Raw genomic sequence first — 19305 nt, forward strand, 5'->3', positions numbered from 1 at the left:
TCTCCCGCAAGCTCGCCCGGTGCTCTGCCGGTCGACAACGTTACCCGGTCGGCTCCGCCGCGCCAAATCGGCCTCGTCGACCGCTTCAGGGGCACCGCCCGCCCGCTGTCGTCGGGGTTGACCCCCGCCGACCTCGGCGTTGTCACCGCGCTCCGGCCTCTCGGGGTGTTCGCCCCGGTTCGTCCGTTCCGCGCTGGCAGAGAGAAAGTTACGCGTACCCGGGTTTGATCGTCAAATCGGGGGGTAACGTCGCGCGTCACACGCCCGGTGAGCTGGCCTTGCGCGCTCGCCAGCCGCGTATCCCGAGCAGTCCCACCGTGGTGCCGACGGCCAGCGAGGTACCGATCAGCAGCGCGTGGATCCACAGAAAGCCGGTTGCCGGCCAGTCCCCGACGGTGCCGCTCACCCAGGCCCGGGGGTCCTGCCAGATCGCGACCGCGAACCTGGGCCAGATCACCCAGGTCCAGACGCCGACCCCGACCAGGAACAGCGACCAGCCACGCGACAGCACCATGGCAGCCGAGTATGCCAGCGCCGCCGACCACCGACCGCCGCCTTCCCCGCACCGACCACCCGTCTCCGCCAGCCCGCCGGGACACTGCCGGCAGCCCGCCGGGACAGTGCCAGCAGCCCACCGGGACACTGCCGGTCCGCGAACGGACGGTTGCCTCCGTCGATCGATCCGGTTCTTCGCGTGACACCATCATCAGGACGAGCGGGAGGACCGATGGAGCATCGCACCAGCGTTCTGACCACAGCCGGACCGACGGAGCTCTGGCGGGCGCTTACCGATCCGACCGAATGGCCCCGGTGGACGGCCTCGATGACCCGGGTGGAGGCCCTCGACGGTCCGGTGGCGCCGGGGAACCGGTTCCGGATCGTTCAGCCGGGCCTGCGTCCGATGGTGTGGACCGTCACCGGGTACGTCGACGGCTCCTCCTACGAGTGGACCGCGAGCCTGCCCGGGGTGACCAGCGTCGCGTGGCATGCCGTCGGGTCGGCACCGGACGGCCGGTTCCGGATCGAGCTGGGGATCCGCCAGTCCGGTCCGCTGGCACCGCTGGTGGGACTGCTGGTCGGCCGCCGAACCCGTCGCTACGTCGACGCCGAGGCCGAGGGACTCGTCCGGTACGCCGAACACGCCGGGTGAGCGCCGGGTTGCCGGCTGCTGCCACGATGCCGGCATGGCAGCAGCGGGGTCGGACGGTCGTCGATGGTGGCCGCCGAACTGGTGGTCGGTACTGCGGGTCGGACTGGTCGTCGTCTGGGTGGTCTGGGCGGCGGCGACCTGGTGGTGCATGCCGCGACCCGGCACGTTGGCCGAGGCCCGGGCGGACCTGGCAGCCGGACGCTTGGTCGCCTACGCCTGGGGTAACTCGTGGCAGACCTCCTCGACCGGTTGGTGGCACGACGAGTTCCAGCTGATCCAGGGCAGCAACGAGGGCCCGGTGTTCGTCTGGCGGACCTCCGATCACCGGGTACGACACGTCGAGCCGGACCAGTCGACACCGGTGCGGGATCCGGTGCAGCTCGACGGGGTCTGGTCCGCGGGGCCGGAGGTTGTGGGGCCGGAGGCTGTGGAGCTGGCGACGCGGCTGCGGGCGGCCGGTACGCCGGTGCGCTCGCCCGTCTCCGGGTTGCCCGGGCCGGTGCCGCTGCTGGTCACGCTCGCCGCGGTGGTCGTACTCGGGGTGCTGGTCTTCGGGCCGGCGCCGGTGACCGGTACCCGGTGGTTCTGGTTCTGGTTGTTCGGTCTGTCGATGGGTCTCGGGGTGCTCTACTGGCTGGCCCGTGAGCATCCCTGGCGGGTTGCCGCCCGCCGGCCGACGGGCCCGGTCGGTACGGATCCGCCTGGTACGGATCCACGACGGCGCTGGTACCTCGGCCTGGCGGTGGCGATCGTGGGCTCGCTCGCGGTGAGTCTGCTGGTGTTCAGCCTGCAACGGGTGCTGGGTGAACAGCTCGTGCCCTGCGGGCCGGACGGCTGCGGGTGACCCGGTGCGGGGTCCGCGGCCCGGGGCGGTCTGGCAGAGTGGCCGCTGTGGACGCGCTCACGGTACGGGGGTTGAGCCGCAGCTTCGGCGATCTGGTCGTGCTCGACCAGGTCAGCTTCACGGTGGCGCCGGGTCGGATCGCTGTCGTGGTGGGCCCGAACGGCTCCGGCAAGACCACCCTGCTGCGGTGTGTCGTCGGTGCCGACCGGCCCGACGACGGTGAGGTGCTGGTGGACGGCCGACGGGCGTACGAGACAGATCCGTGGGTGCGGGCCTTCGTCGCCGCCGCCCTGGACGACATCGACTTCTTCCCCGATCTCTCCGTGGTCGAGCACCTGGAACTGCTCTCGTACGCGCACGGCGGCAGCGGTGCGGACGTGGCAGAGGTGCTGGCCGAGTTGGGGCTGGAGCGGGCCCGCGACCAGCTGCCCGCCACGCTCTCCAGCGGCCAGCGGCGACGCCTCGCGCTGGCGTCGTGTTTCGTCCGGCCGCGCCGGCTGCTGATCCTGGATGAGCCGGAGCAGCGCCTGGACGTCCGGGGTCGGGCGTGGCTGGCCGAGAGGTTACGCGGCGAGCGGGACGCCGGTACGGCGGTCCTGATGGCCTCGCACGACGCCGACCTGATCGGGGCGGTCGCCGACACCCAGGTCGAGATCGGCACGTGACCGCCGCACCGGCGGCGAGCCGGACCGTACCGCCGTCGGGCGTGCCCAGCGCCCGGCAGCTGCGGTCCCGGCTGCGTCGGGCCCGTCGCCGGCACCATCCGCCGTCCCTGGGCGACCTGCTCACCGACATCTACATGGCGGTGCTCTTCACCGCGATGTACGGCTGGGCGTTCGTCAGCAACGTCCGGGAGTACCTGCACTCCCCGTCGGCCGACCCGGCCGATCCGGCGGAGCGGTACTGGCTGGCCGGGGCCGCGTTGCTGGCCGTGGCCGGGCTCGGTTGGCAGGGGCTGCGGGCGCTGGGGCCGGTGCTGGTCACCCCGGCGACCCAGGCCTGGGCGGTGAGCGCCCCGGTCGACCGGCGGGCCTGGTTGTTGCCCCGGGCCGGGTTGCTGATCGGGCTGGCCGCCGGTGCCGGGGCACTGCTCGGCGCCGCGCTGGGTGCGGTCGGCACCGCCCTGGTCGACCGCGCCGACCTGGGGCTGGCGGCGCTGGCCGGTGCGGCGTGCGGTGCGGCGGGGGTCGGGTTGAGCATCGTCGCCCAGGGCAGCCTGCCCGGTCGCCGTTGGCCACGGTTGCTCGGTACGGGGGCGACGGTCGCGGGTGCGCTCGGCGCGGTCACCGTGGTCGTCGCGCACTTCACCGGTCTCGGGTTGGTCCGGCCGTCCGTACCGGTGGCCGGGTTGGTGGTCGTGGTGGCGCTGCCGCTGGCGGTGCTGACCGGCGCACTGGCGCTGCGGGCGCTGCCCCGGGTGGACCGGGCGTCGCTGACCACCGGGGCGCAGTTCGCCAACGCCGCCGCCACCGCGGCGGTGCTGTTGGATCCGTCCCTGCTCTTCGGGCTGGTGGAGAGCCGCCGGTGGCGCGGGGTGGGCCGGGTCCGCAGCCGCCGGTTCCTGGCCGGGCGTCGCTGGTGGGTGCTGTTGCAGGCCGAGGCACGCCGGTTGCGTCGGCATCCGAGTGCCCCCACGGCGTGGGTGGCCCTGGTGCTGCTGCAGTACGCGGTGGCCGTGGCGGTGCCGGTGGCGGCCGGTACGGCCCAGGTGGTCGGGGCGTTCCTGGCCGCGGGCCGGCTCGCCGGTGGGCTGCGGGCGGTGAGCCGTTCGCCGGGTCTACGGCGGGTGTTGGGCGGTGACGACACCGCCGTCCGGCTGGTGCACCTGGTCTGGCCGGCGGTCGGGGCGGCGCTCTGGTGGGTGGTCACCCTGCCGGTCGGTGGGGCGCAGCCGGGCTGGCTGACGGTGGTGCTGGTGCTCGGGGTGGTGGCTGGCGCGTACCGGGCCGCCACCAAGCCACCCATGTCGTACGACACGGCGATGGTGGACACCCCGTTCGGGATGATCCCGGTCGGTCTGCTGAGTCAGCTGCTGCGGGGCTGGGACGTGGTGGCCGTGGTGGTCGTCGCGCGCCTGCTGCTCACCTGACCCGCCCCTGAACTGCGCCAACAGGCCTCTATATAGGCATTGGCCGATTGACAAAGTTTGACTCCCCAACTTAACCTGCCGGTCCGGTAGTCCACAGGCGAGGAGCGTCATGGCCGGCACAACAGGCACGTCGATGCGAGCACGATGGCGACTCGGTCTGATCACCGGCACCCTGACGGTGCTGATGGTCAGCCTCGGAATGACCTTCGCGGTGAGCGCCCAGGCAGCGGCCGGCTGCCGGGTGGCGTACACCGCCAACCAGTGGCCCGGTGGCTTCACCGCCAACGTGGCCGTGACCAACCTCGGCGATCCGGTCAACGGCTGGCGGCTGACCTGGACGTTCCCCTCCGGACAGCAGGTGACCTCGGCGTGGAACGCCACCGTCACCGCCGCCGGCGCCAACGTCACCGCCACCAGCCTGAGCTACAACGCCAGCCTGGCCACCAACGGCAGCACGTCGTTCGGCTTCAACGGCTCCTGGTCGGGCAGCAACACCGCGCCCACCACGTTCGCCCTCAACGGGGTCACCTGCACCGGCAACGTCGGCCCCACCACCCCGCCGCCGACCACCCCGCCGGTCACGCCACCGCCGACGACCCCGCCGCCGGCCGGTGACGCGATGTCCTACGTGGCGGCGATGCAACCGGGCTGGAACCTCGGCAACACCTTCGACGCGGTCGGCGACGACGAGACGGCCTGGGGCAACCCCCGGGTCACCGAGGCACAGCTGGACAACATCCGCGCCCAGGGCTTCAAGAGCATCCGGATCCCGGTCACCTGGAGCAACCACCACGGGGCCGGCCCGGACTACACCATCGACCCGGTCTGGCTGAACCGGATCAAGGAGGTGGTCGGCTGGGCGCTGGACGACGGCTTCTACGTGATGATCAACCTGCACCACGACTCGTGGCAGTGGATCAACGCGATGCCTACCGACCGGACCACCGTGCTCAACCGGTACAACGCGTTGTGGACCCAGATCGCCGCCGCGTTCCAGGACGCCTCACCGAAGCTGCACTTCGAGAGCGTCAACGAACCGCAGTTCGCCAACAGCTCCGGCGACGCGCAGAACGCCCAGCTGCTGCACGAGCTGAACGTCAACTTCCACCGGATCGTGCGCGCCTCCGGCGGCAACAACGCGACCCGGATGCTGGTCCTGCCGACCCTGCACACCTCGTCCGAGCAGCCCCGCATCGACGAGCTGACCGCCACCTTCAACCAGCTCAACGACCGCAACCTGATCGCCACGGTGCACTTCTACGGGTACTGGCCGTTCAGCGTGAACGTCGCCGGGGGCACCCGCTTCGACGCCACCACCCAGAAGGATCTCACCGACGCCTTCGACCGGGTGCACAACGCCTTCGTCGCCAAGGGCATCCCGGTGGTCATCGGCGAGTACGGTCTGCTCGGCTTCGACCGGCACACCGGCACCATCCAGCAGGGCGAGAAGCTCAAGTTCTTCGAGTTCCTCGGCCACTACGCGAGGTCCAAGCGGCTGACCACCCAGCTCTGGGACAACGGGCAGCACTTCGACCGGACCACCTTCCAGTGGCGCGACCCGGAGCTGTGGGGGCAGATCAGGTCGAGCTGGACCACCCGCTCCGGCACCGCCTCGTCCGACCAGGTGTACGTGCCGCGTACCGGGTCGATCAGCGCCAGGTCGCTGACCCTGAACCTGAACGGCACCACCTTCACCGGGCTGCGCCAGGGCAACACCGAGCTGGTCCGGGGCACCGACTACACGGTCTCCGGCGACCAGCTCACCCTCACCGCGGGCGCGTTGACCCGACTGGTCGGCAACCGGGCGTACGGGGTGCGGGCCACCCTGTCGGCCCGGTTCTCCGCCGGGGTGCCGTGGCGGATCGACGTGATCTCGTACGACCCGCCGACGGTGTCCAACGCCACCGGGGCGACCAGCGCCTTCACCGTCCCGACCCAGTTCCGGGGTGACCAGCTCGCCACCATGGAGGCCAGGTACGCCGACGGCAGCAACGCCGGCCCGCACAACTGGACGTCGTACAAGGAGTTCGACGTCGCCTTCTCACCCGACTACGCGGCCAACACCATCGAGCTGACCCCGGAGTTCTTCGCCGAGGTCAACGACGGTGCGCGGGTGACCCTCACCTTCCACTTCTGGAGCGGTGCGACGGTCACCTACCACGTCACCAGGTCGGGTGACACCGTCACCGGCACCACCGCCAGCGCCGCCCGGGTGGGCTGACGCCCGAGCCCGCCCACGACGGGCCGTGACCGCCAGCCGGTCACGGCCCGTCGCCCGGTCGAGGCGCGACCGGGGCGGCTACGACCGCTCGGCGTGGTCTGCGGCAGTGGCCGCTTCGGCGGCGAGGTGCCGGACCCGGTCGACCTCCGCCGAGTCGGTGAACTGCCGGGCCACCCGGGCCAGCCAGGCGCTCTCCGAGGCCACCGAGGCGTCCACGTCCTGGAAGGGGTGCTCGGCCCGGTAGTCCCGCCCGTGGGCGTGACCGACCAGGGCGGCGGCGATCACCGCCGCCTCCACGGTGGCCGGGTCAGCCGCCGGGCCGACCCAGCGGGGCACGTCCGGATGCGCGTACGACCGCAGCGTCAGCTGGGCGTCGCGGACCTCGATCACCCGCCGGTAGAGCGCGAACTCCGCACCGGGCAGCGGCCAGCCGCCGCTGGTGTTGAGCGTGATCTGCGGCAGCGCGGCCCGCAGCGCCCGCCAGAGCGGGTCGATCCGGCGCAGCCGACGCACCGCCCGCAGCCAGCGCAGTGGCGCGGTGATCCGGTCGCCCCAGGCGGTCAGGGTCGCCCCGATCAGCCAGAGCAGCATGCAGATCGAACCCAGGGTGCTGCCGATCGGCAACGTGGTGGCCAGGGACCGGCCGGTGACCAGGGTGACCACCGGCCGGACCCCGGACCAGGCCGCCCAGACGATGCCGAGCGCGGCCCCGGTGACCACCAGCGCCAGTCCGGTCCGCAGCACCGGTTCGGTCACGTGCCGTAGGTAGCCGCCCACGCTGGTGATGAAGGTGACCAGGCAGAGCGCGATGTAGCTGAAGAAGACGACGAGGTAGCCGACCACCAGCGGGTCCCGGGAGTACGCGTTGACGAAATTCAACGTGAAGGCGGTGTCCGCGCCGGCCAGCAGCGCCCCCATCAGCAGGACCGTGCCGACCAGCAGGACCGTGTGCCGGCGCAGCCACCGACGGGTGCCGGCCGGGCGGGCGATGCTCTGGCCGAGCGCGCCGAGGAAGTACGCGGCGAGCATCTCCAGGCCGTTGCCGAGCAGCCGACCGAGGTTCGGTACCGGCTCGACGTGGCTGATCGCGACCAGCACCGGGTGTGCCATCACGGCCAACCCGAGACCGATGCAGAGGAAGAACGCGGAGAGGTACCGGGTGCCGGCGGCGCGCCGCCGGCCGCGTACCGGCACGAGTTTGTAGCCGGCGACCCCGACGGCCAGCGCCAGGGCGGTGAAGTTCAGCCAGGTCAACACGGTGCCCGGCCCCGCTCAGCCGGCGTCGAAGATCGAGCCGAGTCGGGCCAGCCCGTCGGCGACCTCGGGGGTGACCGGGCCGGGACCGCCGGTCGGTAGCCGGCGGGCGCGTTGGGCGATCATCGAGGCGACCAGCTCGGCCTCCTGCTCCTGGGCGGCCGAGTAGTCGGAGCGGCCGAGCACCCGACGGACCAGGTCGGCGGAGAGGTTCGGCAGCAGCAGGGCGGGCAGGGCGGCCAGCGAACGGTCGTCGACGTGGCCGCAGAGCAGGTGCCCGACCTCGTGCAGCAGGATGTGCTCCTGGTGCAGTCGGGTGGTGCTGGTGGCGTAGAAGAGGTAGTCGGCCTGATCGGTGGCGACCAACGCGCCGCACTGGGTGGCGCCGCCGGGCATCGGCACCAGCTCGACCGGCCGGCCCCGCTGACGGGCCAGCCCGTCGACGAACCGGGTCGGCTCGAACGGCGTCGGGATGCTCAGCGCGTCGACGATCCGCTGGCACCGGCGCCACATGCCCCGGTCAACCGCCATCGCGCTCCACCGGCGCGACCGGGGCGGCACCGCGCTCCACGGGAGCGCCGGGAGCGGCACCGCGCTCCACCGGCGCGCCGGCGCGACGGGCCTCGCGCCGCCCGATGGCCTCGATCATGTCGCTGATGGTGTCCAGCCCCTCCGGTGAGAGGGTGACCGCGCGCAGCGCGATCTGCCGGACCGCGCTGTCGCGCAGCGCGCCGAGCAGCTCCAGCTCCTCGACGATGCGGGCGCTGCGCTCGTCGTCGAAGAAGTAGGCCGCCGGCACCTGGAAGAACTGGGCGAGGGCTTCCAGGTGCCGCTTGGTGGGGTTGGTCCGTCGGCCGTTGCGCAGCTGCCAGAGGTACGTCGTGGAGAAGCTCTCCCCGGTGGCCTCGCGGCAGGCGGTGGCCACCTCCTCGTTGCGGTACGGCTCCCGGTCGGGGCGGCGGACCACCTCGAAGAGTCTGTTGATCTTGTCGGCGAGGGTGCCCGCGCTCGGGTGGTCCATGCGGTGCCCCTCCCCTCGCCGGATCGGGTGGATCCCGTGCTCCGTGGTTGACGGCGGCGACCCCCTCGGACATCCTAGCGATTCAGAAATTTTAGCTGAGATGAATGGCGAGCGCGCCGCCTTTCATGCTGGCTGAGAGCTGTCCGGGAGGAGGTGAAACAGATGACCGCACTTGTCGACCACACCAACGACGTCTCCCTGGAGATGTTCGGCGAGCTCAACGAGGCCGACCGGACCGCACAGGGCCTGGCCGGGCTCACCCCGGTGCTCGCCACCCCGACGGCGGTGGCGCTCGGCGTCGCCGTCGGCGCCGTGGCGTTCCACGCCGGCTACATGGTGGGCATCGTCCGCAACATGGCCGAGGGCACCGTCACGCCCCGGCCGAAGTAGTCGCTGACCAGCCACCCAATCAGGAGGTGACCCATGTCCGTTCTCGCCACGAAGGTGAACGCGGACCCCGCCCTCGCCGCGATCCCGATCCACAGCGACGAGGCGTGCAACCAGGTCGGTGGGATGCCGGTGCTGGCCACTCCGGCGACCATCGTCGGGGTGGCGGCCGGAGTCGGCCTGGTCGGCTCGGTGGCGGCGCTCTTCGGTGCCGGCTACGTCGTCGGGCGCAACCTCGGCGGCACCACGCCCCGACCGAAGTGACGAACCGGATCCGATAGCACCACCCGGGCCGGTGTGCCGTCACGGTGGTACGCCGGCCCGTCCACCCCGGCCCGCACCATCAGGAAGCGCAACCTCATGAAGCGAGCACCCTGGCACCGACGGCTCCGGCCGCCCGCCGCGTTCGACCGCTCCGCCGTGCTGAACTGGACCGAGCGGATCAGCTCGGTGACCCACCTCTTCGCCAGCCTGGAGTACCTCACCCGACGCCGGGACCGGCAGCGGGGCGGGGCGAACAACTGGGCGGTGAACCGGCGTACCTTCCACGAGCACGCCCCCCGCCTGACCCGGGCGCTGGACCTGGCCGCCAACGACCGGGTGGTCACCGCGCTGCACGTCAGCCGGGCCGTCGCGGCAGCCGCGCTCTGGCTGCCGCTCAGCCGCCGGCAGCGGGTCGCCGCCAACGCGGTGCTCACCGGCAGCCAGGCCGCACTGCACGCCCAGCACCTCTACGGCAGCGACGGCGCCGACCAGGTCTCCTTCCTCGTCCAGGCGCTCACCACCGCCGCCCGCGTCGGCCAGCGCCGACCCGCCGTGGTCGACGCCTGCCTCTGGTTCGTCGCCCTCCAGTCGGTGCTGTCGTACACCGTCTCCGGCTGGGTCAAGCTGCCCAGCGAGACCTGGCGCAGCGGACGGGCCCTGCCCGGCATCGCCCGGACCCTCACCTACGGCGACCCGCAGGTCTGGCAGCTGATGCGCCGCTACCCCCGGCTGACCAGGCTCGCCGCCCACGGCGTACTGGCGATGGAGTGCGCCTTCCCGCTGGCGTACGCCGCCCGGGGCCGCCCCGCGCCGTACCTGCTCGCCACCGCCGGCGCGTTCCACCTGGTGAACGCGAGGGTGATGGGGCTGGGTCGGTTCTTCTGGGCGTTCACCTCCACCTACCCGGCGGTCGCCTACACCACCCGGGACTGGCGACGGACCGGCGACGCCGACGGCGTACGCCGGGACGACACCCTGCCCGCGGTGGCCGCCGCCGCCGGACTGGCGCTGCTCACCGCCGGCCAGGTCGCCCGGGTCCGCCGCCGCCGGCTGATCGAGCGGGGGCGCGGCGACGAGCACACCTTCACCACCACCGCCGGCAACGTCCTCTCCTACCGGTACGCCGGCACGGGAGCCCAGCCCGGTGGGGCCGTCCGCACCGGAGCCCAGCCCGATGGGGCCGTCGACGCGGGGCCGGTGGTGCTGTTGGAGAGCGGGATGGCCGCGACCGCCGAGCACTGGGAACGGATCGCCGGTCCCCTCGGTGGCCGGTTCACCACGGTCACCTACCAGCGGGCCGGCTACGGGGCCAGCCGGTACCGGGGCACCGGGCCGTACCGGTTCGAGACCATGGTGGACGATCTGGTCGAGCTGACCCGGCACGTCGCCGGCGAGCGCCCGGTGGTCCTGGTCGGGCACTCCCTCGGCGGGTACCTCGCGCTGCTCGCCGCCGAGCGGCTCGGCACCCGGGTACGCGGGGTGGCCCTGGTCGACTCCAGCCACCCGGCCGAGCTGCGCCGGTCGCTGCGTCAGGCCGAGGGGGGCCGGGCGTTGACCAGCACGCTGGCCATCATGCCCGGCTCGCTGCGGATCGGCTTCGGTTCGCTGCTGCCCCGGGCCGCCTGGATCGACCGGCTGCCCGAGCCGGTGCGCCCGCTCGCCCTGGCCCAGTACCGCGACCCGGAACTGTGGGCCGCCGCCCGGCGGGAGTGGCAGGTGGTGCGGGAACGGTTCGAGGACGGGTCGACCGGGCTGCCCCGGATCGACGTACCGCTGGTGGTGGTGACAGCCGGCCGGACGGCGCGGACCGACGCGGTCCAGGCCGACCTGCACGACGAGTTCGCCGCGGCGGCGCCCCGGGCCGAGCGGCACGTGGTCGCCGACGCCGACCACGACGAGATCCTCACCGACGCCGACCGGGCCGAGGAGGTCGTCAAGATCCTCACCGCCTTCGTCGACGACGTCACCGAAGCGGGCGACGGTACCGGGCCGGGCGACGGTGCCGGCACGGACAACGGTGCCGGGCCGAGTGACACCGCCGGGCCAGGCGACACCGCCGGGCCCGGTGACGTGACCGGACGCGGCACGGAGGTCGGCCGGTGAGCCGCCGAGTCGGTTCGGATCTGCGCCCGCTGACCACGGCGATCACCGCCGGCCTGGTCGGCTGGTTCGGGGTGACCGTGCTCAGCCAGCACCCGCAGCAGGTCTTCGACCGGTTCCGCCGGTACGACGTACCCGGGCTGTTGATCGGCAACTGGCGGTTCTTCGCCCCCGAGCCGGCGCAGCACGACTTCCACGTCCTGCACCGGGTGCTCACCGCCGACGGCGAGCAGACCCGCTGGGTGGAGACCACGCACATCCCACGCCGGCACTGGCGGCAGGTGGTCTGGTTCCCGGAACGCCGGCAGGACAAGGCGATCTTCGACATCTGCGCCGACCTGATCGTGCACCTGGGCACCCCCGGTGTCGAGATCACCACCACCCCGCCGTACGAGGTGCTGCGGGACTTCGTCGAGCACGCCGTACGCCGGCAGTACACCGGTGCGGACGTACCCCGGGGGTTCCAGTTCGTGATCGCCCGCAGCGCCGGCTACGACGAGTCGCACAAGCCGGACTACCTGCTCGTCTCCCCGTTCGAACCACTGCCGGAGGGCAGCACAGATGACTGAGATCGCCGACATCGGCTACGGACGGCAGTTCGTCGACTTCTACGACCGGCTCTTCCCGGGCGGGACGGCGGCCGAGCCGGCCGTCGGGTACCTCGCCGCCCTGCACCCCGGTGGCGACGCGCCCACCCTGGAGTTCGGCGTCGGCACCGGCCGGATCGCCCTGCCGCTGGCCGACCGGGTGGGCGAGATCGTCGGGGTGGACTCCTCACCGGAGATGCTCGACGCGCTGCGGGCCCAACTGGCCGACCGGCCCCGCCCGGTCACCCCGGTGCACGGCGACATCCGCGACTGGGCCGACGACCGCCGGTACGGGCTGGTCTACTGCGTCTGCGGCACGTTGTCGATGCTGCTGGACCCGCAGGAGCAGCAGCGGGTCGTGACGGCCGCCGCCGCCCGGCTGGCCCCCGGCGGAACCCTGGTGGTGGAGACCCACAACCCGGAGTTCGCGCTGGCCGTGCTCAACCAGGGCCGGGCCCGGGACTCCTTCTTCGTGCCCTACCCGGGCCCCGACACCGGACTGCTCTCCTACTCCACGATCGACGTGCAGAACGGCATCTGGCACCTGGCACACATCTGGATCGAGCAGGGCCGCTCCCGGATCGCCACCGAACTGAGCCGGCTGACCACCCCCGACGAGATCGACGGGTACGCCGAACAGGCCGGCCTGGTCCCGGTCGCCCGGCACGGCGACTGGGCCGGCAACGACTTCACCGGCGTGGAGCCGATGTACGTCACCGTCTACCGCGCCCCGGGTGACAAGTGAGTACGCCGGCCGCCGGTGAGCGGCACTGGCTGCGCATGATCAGCGACTACGTCCGGCCGCACCGGGGGCCGTTCGTGGCCGCCGGCGTGCTGCTGCTCGCCTCCAGCCTGCTCGGGCTGGCCCAGCCGCTGGCCGCCAAGGCGCTGATCGACGGCCTCACCGCCGGGCAGGGCGTGGGTGGGGCGCTGGCCGTCCTGACCGGGCTGGTGCTCCTGGCCGCCCTGCTGCTCGGCGTCGGCAACTACCTGATCCTGCGGACCGCCGAGGCGGTCGCCCTGGACGGCCGGCGCGGCCTGGTCCGGCACCTGCTGCGGCTCACCGTGCCGGCGTTGCAGCGGCAGGCCCCCGGTGACCTGCTGGCCCGGGTCGCCGGGGACACCATGCTGCTGCGGCAGATCGCCAGCCAGTCCCTGATCGACCTCTTCACCGGCGGCGTCATGCTGCTCGGCGCGGTGGCGCTGATGGCCGTGGTCGACCTGGCCCTGCTCGGGGTGACCGCGATCGTGGTGGTGCTGCTGGTGGTCATCATGGGGCTGCTGATGCCCCGGATCCGGTCGGCCGCGCTGCGCTCACAGGAGTCGGTGGGCGAGATGGGTGCCGCCCTGGAGCGGGCGCTGGGCGCCTTCACCACCATGAAGGCCTCCGGCACCGAGGCCACCGAGGCGGCCCGGATCGACGCGGCGGCGCTGGCCGCGTACCGGCAGGGGGTGAGCCTGGCCCGCTGGGGCTCGGTCGCCGGCACCAGTGCCGGCCTGGCCATCCAGGTCGCGTTCCTGGTGGTGCTCGGCGTCGGCGGCGCGCGGGTGGCCAGCGGCGCGATGCCGGTCTCGGCGCTGGTGGCCTTCCTGCTCTACGTGGCCTACCTGACCCATCCGGTGATGCAGCTCATCGGCGCCAGCACCTACCTGCAGATCGGGCGGGCGGCGCTGACCCGGATCGCCGAGATCGACGCGCTGCCCACCGAGCCGATCGACCTGCCCCCTGCGGCGGAGCCGGCTGGGGCCGCCGCTGTTGCGGTCGTGCCGGCTGGAGCCGCTGCCGCAGGGGTTCACGAGCGGGGCGGCGGGCCGGCGGAGGTGGTCTTCGAAGGGGTCTGCTTCGGGTACCCGGACCGGGACGAACCGGCGCTGCGCGAACTCACCCTGCGGGTGCCGGCGGGCGGGCTGACCGCCCTGGTCGGCCCCTCCGGCTCGGGAAAGACCACGGTGCTCGCCCTGATCGAACGCTTCGTCGAGCCGCAGCAGGGCCGGATCCTCCTCGACGGCCGGCCGCTGGCCGACTGGCCGCTCACCGAACTGCGGGCCGCCATCGGGTACGTCGAGCAGGACGTCGCCGTGCTCGCCGGCACGCTCCGGGAGAACGTCGCGTACGCCACCCCCGGCGCCACCGACGAGGAGATCCGGGAGGTACTGCAGACCACCCGGCTGCACACCCTGCTGGACCGCCTCGGCGGCGACCTGGACGCGCCGATCCGGCACCGGGGCCTCTCCCTCTCCGGCGGCGAACGGCAGCGGATCGCGGTGGCCCGCGCGTTGCTGCGCCGACCCCGGCTGCTGCTGCTCGACGAGGTGACCTCACAACTGGACGCCGCCAACGAGGCCGCGTTGCGCGAGGTGATCCAGGAGGTGTCCCGGCGGACCACGGTGGTCGTGGTGGCGCACCGGCTCTCCACGGTCCTCGCCGCCGAGCAGATCGTGGTGCTGGAGAATGGCACGGCCCGTTCCGTGGGTTCGCATCCGGACCTGGTCCGCACCGACGCGCTCTACGCCAGCCTGGCCGCGGAACAGGCGCTGGTCTGAAAGGGGGGCCCATGGTGGACGCGGTGGTGGTCGGCTCCGGCCCGAACGGGCTGGCCGCCGCGCTGGTGCTCGCCTCGGCGGGGCTGCGGGTGCAGGTGCACGAGGCCGCCCCGACCACCGGCGGTGGCACCCGCACCGAGGAGCTGACCCTGCCCGGGTTCCGGCACGACGTCTGCTCGGCGGTGCACCCGATGGCGCTCGCCTCGCCGTTCTTCCGCGCCTTCGACCTGGCCGCCCACGGCGTACAACTACGACAACCCGAGATCCCGTACGCCCACCCGCTGGACGGTGGCCGGGCGGTGCTGGCCTGGCGGGACCTGGACCGTACCGCCGAGGGGTTGGGTCCGGACGGGGCGGCCTGGCGGTCCCTGCTCGGCCCGCTGGTCCGGCGCTGGTCGCAGGTGGTCGACACGGCCATGTCCGACCTGCGCCGGTTGCCGCGCGACCCGTTCGCCGCGCTGCTGCTCGGGTTGCGCACCCTCGAACAGGGCACCCCGGCGGCAGCGGCCCGGTTCCGGGGCACCGAGGCCGCCGCGTTGCTGGCCGGGGTGGCCGCGCACGCGATCGCCCCACCGCGCCGGCTCGCCCCGGCCGGGGCCGGGCTGCTGCTGGCCACCCTCGGACACGCGGTCGGCTGGCCGGTTCCCGCCGGCGGCAGCCAGGCGATCACCGACGCGATGGTGGCCCGGCTGGAACAGCTCGGCGGCCGGGTCGTCACCGGGGACCGGATCGACGACCTGGCCCAACTGCCGCCGGCCCGCGCGGTCCTGCTCGACGTATCCCCCGCCGGGCTGCTGCGCATCGCCGGTGACCGGCTGCCCGCCGGCTACGTGCGCCAACTGCGCTCCTTCCGGTACGGCGGGGCGGCGTGCAAGGTGGACTTCGCGCTCGCCGGCCCGGTGCCGTGGGCCGATCCGGCATGCGCCCGCGCCGGCACCCTGCACCTGGTCGGTTCCGCCGCCGAGGCGCGGACCGCCGAGCACGCGGTGGTCCGGGGCCGGCACGCACAGCGCCCGTACGTGCTGGCGGTGCAGCCCGGCGTCGTCGACCCGTCCCGCGCCCCCGCCGGCAAGCAGGTGCTCTGGACGTACGCGCACGTGCCGAACGGCTCCCCGCGGGACGTCAGCGACCAGATCGTCGCCCAGGTGGAACGCTTCGCACCGGGCTTCCGCGACCTGATCCTGGCCACTCACGTGGTGCCGGCGGCACAGGCCGGCGGGCACAACCCGAACTACGTCGGCGGGGACATCTCCGGCGGGGCGGTCACCCCATGGCAGCTGGTGATGCGGCCGACGGCCCGCTGGGACCCGTACCGGACCCCGCTACCCGGGGTCTACCTCTGCTCAGCCTCCACCCCGCCCGGTCCGGCCGTACACGGCATGTCCGGCCTGCACGCCGCCGGTCGGGCGCTGCGTCACCGGTTCGGCGTCCGCACCGACCCCCTCGCCCTGCTCCGCGCCGCACGTTGATCGCCCGCGCCGCGCTGCAGCGCACCGGTCCATGGCGCGCCGCCGGGCCGGGCTGCGCCGCCGGGCCGCGCCGCCGGGCCGGGCCGCGCCGCCGGGCCGGGCCGCGCCGCCGGGCCGGGCCGCGCCGCCGGGCCGCGCCGCCGGGCCGCGCCGCCGGGCCGCGCCGCCGGGCAAGTTCCGGGAAACAGGGGCCTCGGCTGACCCTCGACACCACTGTTTCCACGATGTGGCGCCGATCTGGGTGCGGGGTTCAGTTGCCGCGGAGGGCGTCCTGGAGGGCGGGGGTGGCGGGCGAGTGGACCGCTGGGGGCCGGGCCAGTACGGCGTCCCAGGCCGCCTTCGGAGCGGCCAGGTAGTCGCGGACCGCCTTGCCGGCCAGCAGACCGGTGCCGCAGCCGGCGCAACGGGCGGCCACCCCGTCGACGTCCATCCCGACGGTGCGGCAGAGCGTCACCGCCCGCGACAGGTGGTAGGACTGGGTCACGATCAGCGCCCGCCGGACGCCATACACGTCCCGGGCGCGGACACAGCTGTCGTAGGTGTCCAGGCCGGCCGGATCACCCACGATCCGCTCCGGGTCGACCCCGAGCGCCCCGGTCAAGTGCCGGGTCATCGCCACCGGCTCGTCGCCGGAGACACCGTTGCCGTCCCCCGAGACGAGGACCACCCTGGCCCGACCGGAGTGCACCAGCTCGGCGGCGGTGGCCAACCGGCCGGCCAACCGGACCGACGGCCGGCCGTCCGCCAGGACCTCGGTACCCAGCACGATCACCACGTCCGCACGGGGTGCCCCGGTCTCGTCGTACCGGTGACCGTGGGCGGCCACCACCGTCCACAGCCAGGGGGCGCTGACCAGCAACAACCCGACGATTCCCGCGACGACCAGCTGCCGGAGGAGACGACGCCGCCGGATCGCGCGAGTTGGCCGGTCGGTCGTCGGCGAGGGACTCACCGGCACACCCTAACGACCTGACGAAACGTGCCCGCGCAACAGCGCGCCGGATCCCCGGGCCGGGGGCCGGGGGCCGGGGGCCGGGTGACTTGGCAACAGAGCCCCCAGGGGCCGTTTTCTTCCCCATCACCCGGCCTGTTGCCGACACCTACGGAGACCCGGCGGGACAGCTGGGTGCGAGGTGGTTCGGTTTCCCGGTCACCACCACCAACCCCGCCCCGTCGACAGCCTCCGCCCCCGCCCTCCTCCACAGCCGATGCGCTTGCTCTCTCCGTACCCGATCGGCTGTAGATCTTGGACACTTACCGTCCAAATAGAACGGTAAGTGTCCAAGATTCACATCGGGGCCCGCCGCAGCGGTGACGGGGCCGCGTGGCGCAAAGATCTTGGAAGCAACGTACCCCTGGAGGGGCCGTTTGCTTCCAATATCTTGCGGCACACCCTGCGGGCACCATCCCCTGGGGCACACCCAGAGGTCACACCCCGCGGTTCGTCGAACGCGCCGGTCCCCCGGAGCCCGTCGGCGGCCGTGGCGCGCAGCGGGTCGTACGCGTCCGGACCGACCACGGGTGTCTGGTCGGCCATGGGTGAGTCGGGCAGCACCCGCCGGTACACCTCGCCGAAGGCCGCGGCGAGTTCGGCCGGCGGCTGGCCGATGTTCCAGCAGGCGACGAAGCGACCGCCGGGGCGCAACGCCTCGGCCGCCCGGACCGCGCCGACGACCGGATCGACCCAGTGTCAGGTCTGGCCGGCGACGATCCCGTCGAACCGCCGACCGGCCGGTTCCCACTCCTCGAACGTCGCGACCTCGACGTCGAGGCCGCGCTCGCGGGCCCAGGCGGCCATCCGGGCGTCCGGTTCGACACCGAGTACGGCGCAGCCGGCGGACTGCAGCTGCCGGGCCACGATGCCGGTGCCGCAGCCGACGTCGAGCAGCCGCGACCCGGCCGTACCGGCGACGATCCGCCGGATCAGCTCGTCGGGGTAGCCGGGTCGGCACCGGTCGTACCGGGCGGGATCGACACCGAACGACTCGGCCACCTGGCGGTGGTGGTGCGGCCGGCCGGTGGCTGCCTGCGGGTCGTCCCCACCGGGCGCGATAATGGGCATGCGCCCACCATAGTGGGCACGTGCCCACTCGGCAACGACCGAGCCAGGAACGCGACCGGAACGAGGTGGGTTGTGCCGACCGGGGTTGCCCTTCGAGACCCACGTGAGCAGCTGTTCGAAGCCGCCGAGCGGATTCTGCTCCGGGCCGGCCCCGAGGCGCTGACGTCGCGGGCGGTCACCACGGAGGCGGGCTGCGCCAAGGGAGTGTTGCACCGGCACTTCACGGACTTCGACGCCTTCCTGGCCGAACTCGTCCTCGCCCACCTCGCCCACCTCGGCGATCGGGCCACCGAGCTGCGGCAGGCCGCCGGAAGTCGTACCGTCGTGGCCAACCTCACCGAGGCGGTGATCGACCTGTTCGGGCCGGTGACCGCGGCGCTCATCCGGCTCGTCATCGCCCGGGACGAGCTGCGTCGCCGGCTCCGACAGGCCCGTCCGAGCGGTCTGCCGATCGCCACCGAGGTGACCGGGATGATCTCCGACTACCTCGCCGCCGAGCGGGACCTGGGCCGGATCGCGGCCGACGCCGACCTGGCCACCCTCGCGCCGACGCTGGTCGGAGCGGCCTCGTTGTCGTTCACCGACCGCGAGAGCGGCCCACCCGACGTCGCGGCGGTCGGCCGGATGGTGGCCACCGTTCTCGCCGGCGTCACGCCGGGCTGAGGCACCGACGCCCGGCCGGCGGAGCGGGCCGGATCAGTTCGTCGGATCGGCCGGGCCGGCAGCGAGGTCGGCGTAGCGCGCCATCTGCCAGGTCAGGACGCCGACCGCGCCCAGCTCGACGAGCGAGACGGCGACGAAGAGGGCGTCATAGGGCCCGTTGACCCAGTACACGACCAGGGCAGCCACCGGGGGCAGGACGAAGGTGCCCAGGTCCACGGCGAGCTGGAGGTACTTGCGTGAGCTTCGCCGTGGGTCGCTGCGGTGCGCCGACTCCCAACCGAAGGCCGGTTGGCCATCGGGGGTGAGGGCGACCAGCCGTGGCCCGAGGTCGGTGCGGACGTACCGGCCGATCGCGGAGATCTTCTCGTCGTTGACCAGGTACGTCCAGCCCAGGACCAGGGTGACCGCCGGCAACAGGAGAAGCAGGTTGGCCCGGTCCTTGCTGGACAACACGGCGGCCAGGACGGCGGCCATCGAGGCGAGCGTGGCGTATATGAGGTTGTCCCGGAACCCGATCCGGTTGCGCTGTTCCTCCTTGATCTGTGCGTACTCCGCGAGCAGCAGCCCGCCCGTGGTGATCTCACTGGCCACGTGACCTCCCGGAGTCGTACCGACAGCGTTCACCCATCATCCAGGCAGTGGGCAACTAT

General features: G+C 73.1%; 20 protein-coding genes. 13 read left to right on the forward strand and 7 right to left on the reverse strand.

Annotated features, from left to right (window positions below; all coding sequences use genetic code 11):
* Positions 1-256: 256 nt before the first annotated feature.
* Positions 257-514 carry an SCO4848 family membrane protein gene (locus tag GA0070617_RS28325; protein WP_091445288.1) on the reverse strand — a complete coding sequence of 86 codons (258 nt, stop codon included), beginning with the start codon at positions 512-514 and terminating at the stop codon, positions 257-259.
* Positions 515-727: 213 nt separating this feature from the next.
* On the opposite strand from GA0070617_RS28325, the gene GA0070617_RS28330 reads away from it, so the two are divergent.
* The 5 genes from GA0070617_RS28330 (at position 728) to GA0070617_RS28350 (ending at position 6304) form a co-directional block, all read left to right on the forward strand.
* Positions 728-1150 carry an SRPBCC family protein gene (locus GA0070617_RS28330; RefSeq protein ID WP_091445290.1) on the forward strand — a complete coding sequence of 141 codons (423 nt, stop codon included), beginning with the start codon at positions 728-730 and terminating at the stop codon, positions 1148-1150.
* 34 nt (positions 1151-1184) lie between these two features.
* Complete coding sequence (locus tag GA0070617_RS28335) at positions 1185-1994, forward strand: hypothetical protein (RefSeq protein WP_091445292.1); 810 nt, start codon at positions 1185-1187, stop codon at positions 1992-1994.
* 47 nt (positions 1995-2041) lie between these two features.
* Positions 2042-2659, forward strand: coding sequence for an ABC transporter ATP-binding protein (locus GA0070617_RS28340; protein ID WP_229688686.1), 618 nt, complete (start codon positions 2042-2044; stop codon positions 2657-2659).
* The gene (locus GA0070617_RS28345) at positions 2656-4083 is read left to right on the forward strand and encodes a DUF6297 family protein (protein ID WP_091445296.1); all 1428 of its coding nucleotides are present in this window, start codon (positions 2656-2658) and stop codon (positions 4081-4083) included. The genes GA0070617_RS28340 and GA0070617_RS28345 overlap by 4 nt, the downstream gene beginning before the upstream one ends.
* A gap of 109 nt (positions 4084-4192) precedes the next feature.
* Positions 4193-6304 (forward strand): cellulase family glycosylhydrolase, encoded by a 2112-nt coding sequence (locus GA0070617_RS28350; RefSeq protein WP_373868451.1) that lies wholly within the window; start codon positions 4193-4195, stop codon positions 6302-6304.
* A 78-nt stretch (positions 6305-6382) separates the two neighbouring features.
* Here the strand turns inward: GA0070617_RS28350 and GA0070617_RS28355 are convergent, their stop codons facing one another.
* From GA0070617_RS28355 to GA0070617_RS28365, 3 genes are read right to left on the reverse strand one after another with little or no spacing between them, the layout of a single operon-like run.
* Positions 6383-7561: an MAB_1171c family putative transporter gene (locus GA0070617_RS28355; RefSeq protein WP_091445300.1), complete on the reverse strand. Its 1179-nt coding sequence runs from the start codon at positions 7559-7561 to the stop codon at positions 6383-6385.
* Positions 7562-7576: 15 nt separating this feature from the next.
* Entirely contained in the window at positions 7577-8089 is a 513-nt protein-coding gene (locus GA0070617_RS28360; RefSeq protein WP_175440695.1) for a hypothetical protein, read from the reverse strand.
* The gene (locus GA0070617_RS28365; protein ID WP_217628877.1) at positions 8079-8579 is read right to left on the reverse strand and encodes a helix-turn-helix domain-containing protein; all 501 of its coding nucleotides are present in this window, start codon (positions 8577-8579) and stop codon (positions 8079-8081) included. The genes GA0070617_RS28360 and GA0070617_RS28365 overlap by 11 nt, the downstream gene beginning before the upstream one ends.
* Before the next feature lie 162 nt (positions 8580-8741).
* Here GA0070617_RS28365 and GA0070617_RS28370 point away from each other — a divergent pair, with 162 nt between their 5' ends.
* The 7 genes from GA0070617_RS28370 to GA0070617_RS28400 all read left to right on the forward strand — a co-directional run bounded on the left by GA0070617_RS28370 (position 8742) and on the right by GA0070617_RS28400 (position 15930).
* The gene (locus tag GA0070617_RS28370; RefSeq protein ID WP_091445301.1) at positions 8742-8969 is read left to right on the forward strand and encodes a hypothetical protein; all 228 of its coding nucleotides are present in this window, start codon (positions 8742-8744) and stop codon (positions 8967-8969) included.
* Between the two features lie 33 nt (positions 8970-9002).
* A complete protein-coding gene (locus tag GA0070617_RS28375) occupies positions 9003-9230 on the forward strand; it encodes a hypothetical protein (protein ID WP_091445304.1) in 228 nt (75 codons plus the stop codon).
* Between the two features lie 96 nt (positions 9231-9326).
* The gene (locus GA0070617_RS28380) at positions 9327-11333 is read left to right on the forward strand and encodes an alpha/beta fold hydrolase (RefSeq protein ID WP_139135796.1); all 2007 of its coding nucleotides are present in this window, start codon (positions 9327-9329) and stop codon (positions 11331-11333) included.
* Positions 11330-11899: a DUF5819 family protein gene (locus GA0070617_RS28385; protein ID WP_091445309.1), complete on the forward strand. Its 570-nt coding sequence runs from the start codon at positions 11330-11332 to the stop codon at positions 11897-11899. The genes GA0070617_RS28380 and GA0070617_RS28385 overlap by 4 nt, the downstream gene beginning before the upstream one ends.
* Positions 11892-12662 carry a class I SAM-dependent methyltransferase gene (locus GA0070617_RS28390; protein ID WP_091445311.1) on the forward strand — a complete coding sequence of 257 codons (771 nt, stop codon included), beginning with the start codon at positions 11892-11894 and terminating at the stop codon, positions 12660-12662. The genes GA0070617_RS28385 and GA0070617_RS28390 overlap by 8 nt, the downstream gene beginning before the upstream one ends.
* Positions 12659-14461 (forward strand): ABC transporter ATP-binding protein, encoded by a 1803-nt coding sequence (locus GA0070617_RS28395; RefSeq protein ID WP_217628878.1) that lies wholly within the window; start codon positions 12659-12661, stop codon positions 14459-14461. Before GA0070617_RS28390 ends, GA0070617_RS28395 begins: the two co-directional genes overlap by 4 nt.
* A gap of 11 nt (positions 14462-14472) precedes the next feature.
* Positions 14473-15930, forward strand: coding sequence for a phytoene desaturase family protein (locus GA0070617_RS28400; RefSeq protein WP_091445312.1), 1458 nt, complete (start codon positions 14473-14475; stop codon positions 15928-15930).
* Between the two features lie 250 nt (positions 15931-16180).
* Here the strand turns inward: GA0070617_RS28400 and GA0070617_RS28405 are convergent, their stop codons facing one another.
* Both GA0070617_RS28405 and GA0070617_RS31155 read right to left on the reverse strand, forming a co-directional pair.
* On the reverse strand, positions 16181-16882 hold the full coding sequence (locus GA0070617_RS28405) for a SanA/YdcF family protein (protein ID WP_175440696.1): 702 nt from the start codon (positions 16880-16882) through the stop codon (positions 16181-16183).
* 738 nt (positions 16883-17620) lie between these two features.
* The gene (locus tag GA0070617_RS31155; RefSeq protein WP_217628880.1) at positions 17621-17992 is read right to left on the reverse strand and encodes a class I SAM-dependent methyltransferase; all 372 of its coding nucleotides are present in this window, start codon (positions 17990-17992) and stop codon (positions 17621-17623) included.
* 72 nt (positions 17993-18064) lie between these two features.
* Between GA0070617_RS31155 and GA0070617_RS28415 the strand changes: the two genes are divergently transcribed.
* Positions 18065-18655, forward strand: a complete 591-nt coding sequence (locus tag GA0070617_RS28415) for a TetR/AcrR family transcriptional regulator (protein WP_091445314.1) — start codon at positions 18065-18067, stop codon at positions 18653-18655.
* 33 nt (positions 18656-18688) lie between these two features.
* Here the strand turns inward: GA0070617_RS28415 and GA0070617_RS28420 are convergent, their stop codons facing one another.
* Complete coding sequence (locus GA0070617_RS28420; protein WP_091445316.1) at positions 18689-19246, reverse strand: hypothetical protein; 558 nt, start codon at positions 19244-19246, stop codon at positions 18689-18691.
* Positions 19247-19305: the final 59 nt, after the last annotated feature.

This window comes from Micromonospora yangpuensis (assembly GCF_900091615.1).
Lineage (GTDB): Bacteria > Actinomycetota > Actinomycetes > Mycobacteriales > Micromonosporaceae > Micromonospora > Micromonospora yangpuensis.

Excerpts from the sequence above, each read along its gene's own strand:
- GA0070617_RS28325 (WP_091445288.1), bottom strand. The coding sequence starts at position 514 with ATGGTGCTGTCGCGTGGCTGGTCGCTGTTCCTGGTCGGGGTCGGCGTC.
- GA0070617_RS28330 (WP_091445290.1), top strand. The coding sequence starts at position 728 with ATGGAGCATCGCACCAGCGTTCTGACCACAGCCGGACCGACGGAGCTC.
- GA0070617_RS28335 (WP_091445292.1), top strand. The coding sequence starts at position 1,185 with ATGGCAGCAGCGGGGTCGGACGGTCGTCGATGGTGGCCGCCGAACTGG.
- GA0070617_RS28350 (WP_373868451.1), top strand. The coding sequence starts at position 4,193 with ATGGCCGGCACAACAGGCACGTCGATGCGAGCACGATGGCGACTCGGT.
- GA0070617_RS28360 (WP_175440695.1), bottom strand. The coding sequence starts at position 8,089 with ATGGCGGTTGACCGGGGCATGTGGCGCCGGTGCCAGCGGATCGTCGAC.
- GA0070617_RS28365 (WP_217628877.1), bottom strand. The coding sequence starts at position 8,579 with ATGGACCACCCGAGCGCGGGCACCCTCGCCGACAAGATCAACAGACTC.
- GA0070617_RS28370 (WP_091445301.1), top strand. The coding sequence starts at position 8,742 with ATGACCGCACTTGTCGACCACACCAACGACGTCTCCCTGGAGATGTTC.
- GA0070617_RS28375 (WP_091445304.1), top strand. The coding sequence starts at position 9,003 with ATGTCCGTTCTCGCCACGAAGGTGAACGCGGACCCCGCCCTCGCCGCG.
- GA0070617_RS28380 (WP_139135796.1), top strand. The coding sequence starts at position 9,327 with ATGAAGCGAGCACCCTGGCACCGACGGCTCCGGCCGCCCGCCGCGTTC.
- GA0070617_RS28390 (WP_091445311.1), top strand. The coding sequence starts at position 11,892 with ATGACTGAGATCGCCGACATCGGCTACGGACGGCAGTTCGTCGACTTC.
- GA0070617_RS28400 (WP_091445312.1), top strand. The coding sequence starts at position 14,473 with ATGGTGGACGCGGTGGTGGTCGGCTCCGGCCCGAACGGGCTGGCCGCC.
- GA0070617_RS31155 (WP_217628880.1), bottom strand. The coding sequence starts at position 17,992 with ATGCCCATTATCGCGCCCGGTGGGGACGACCCGCAGGCAGCCACCGGC.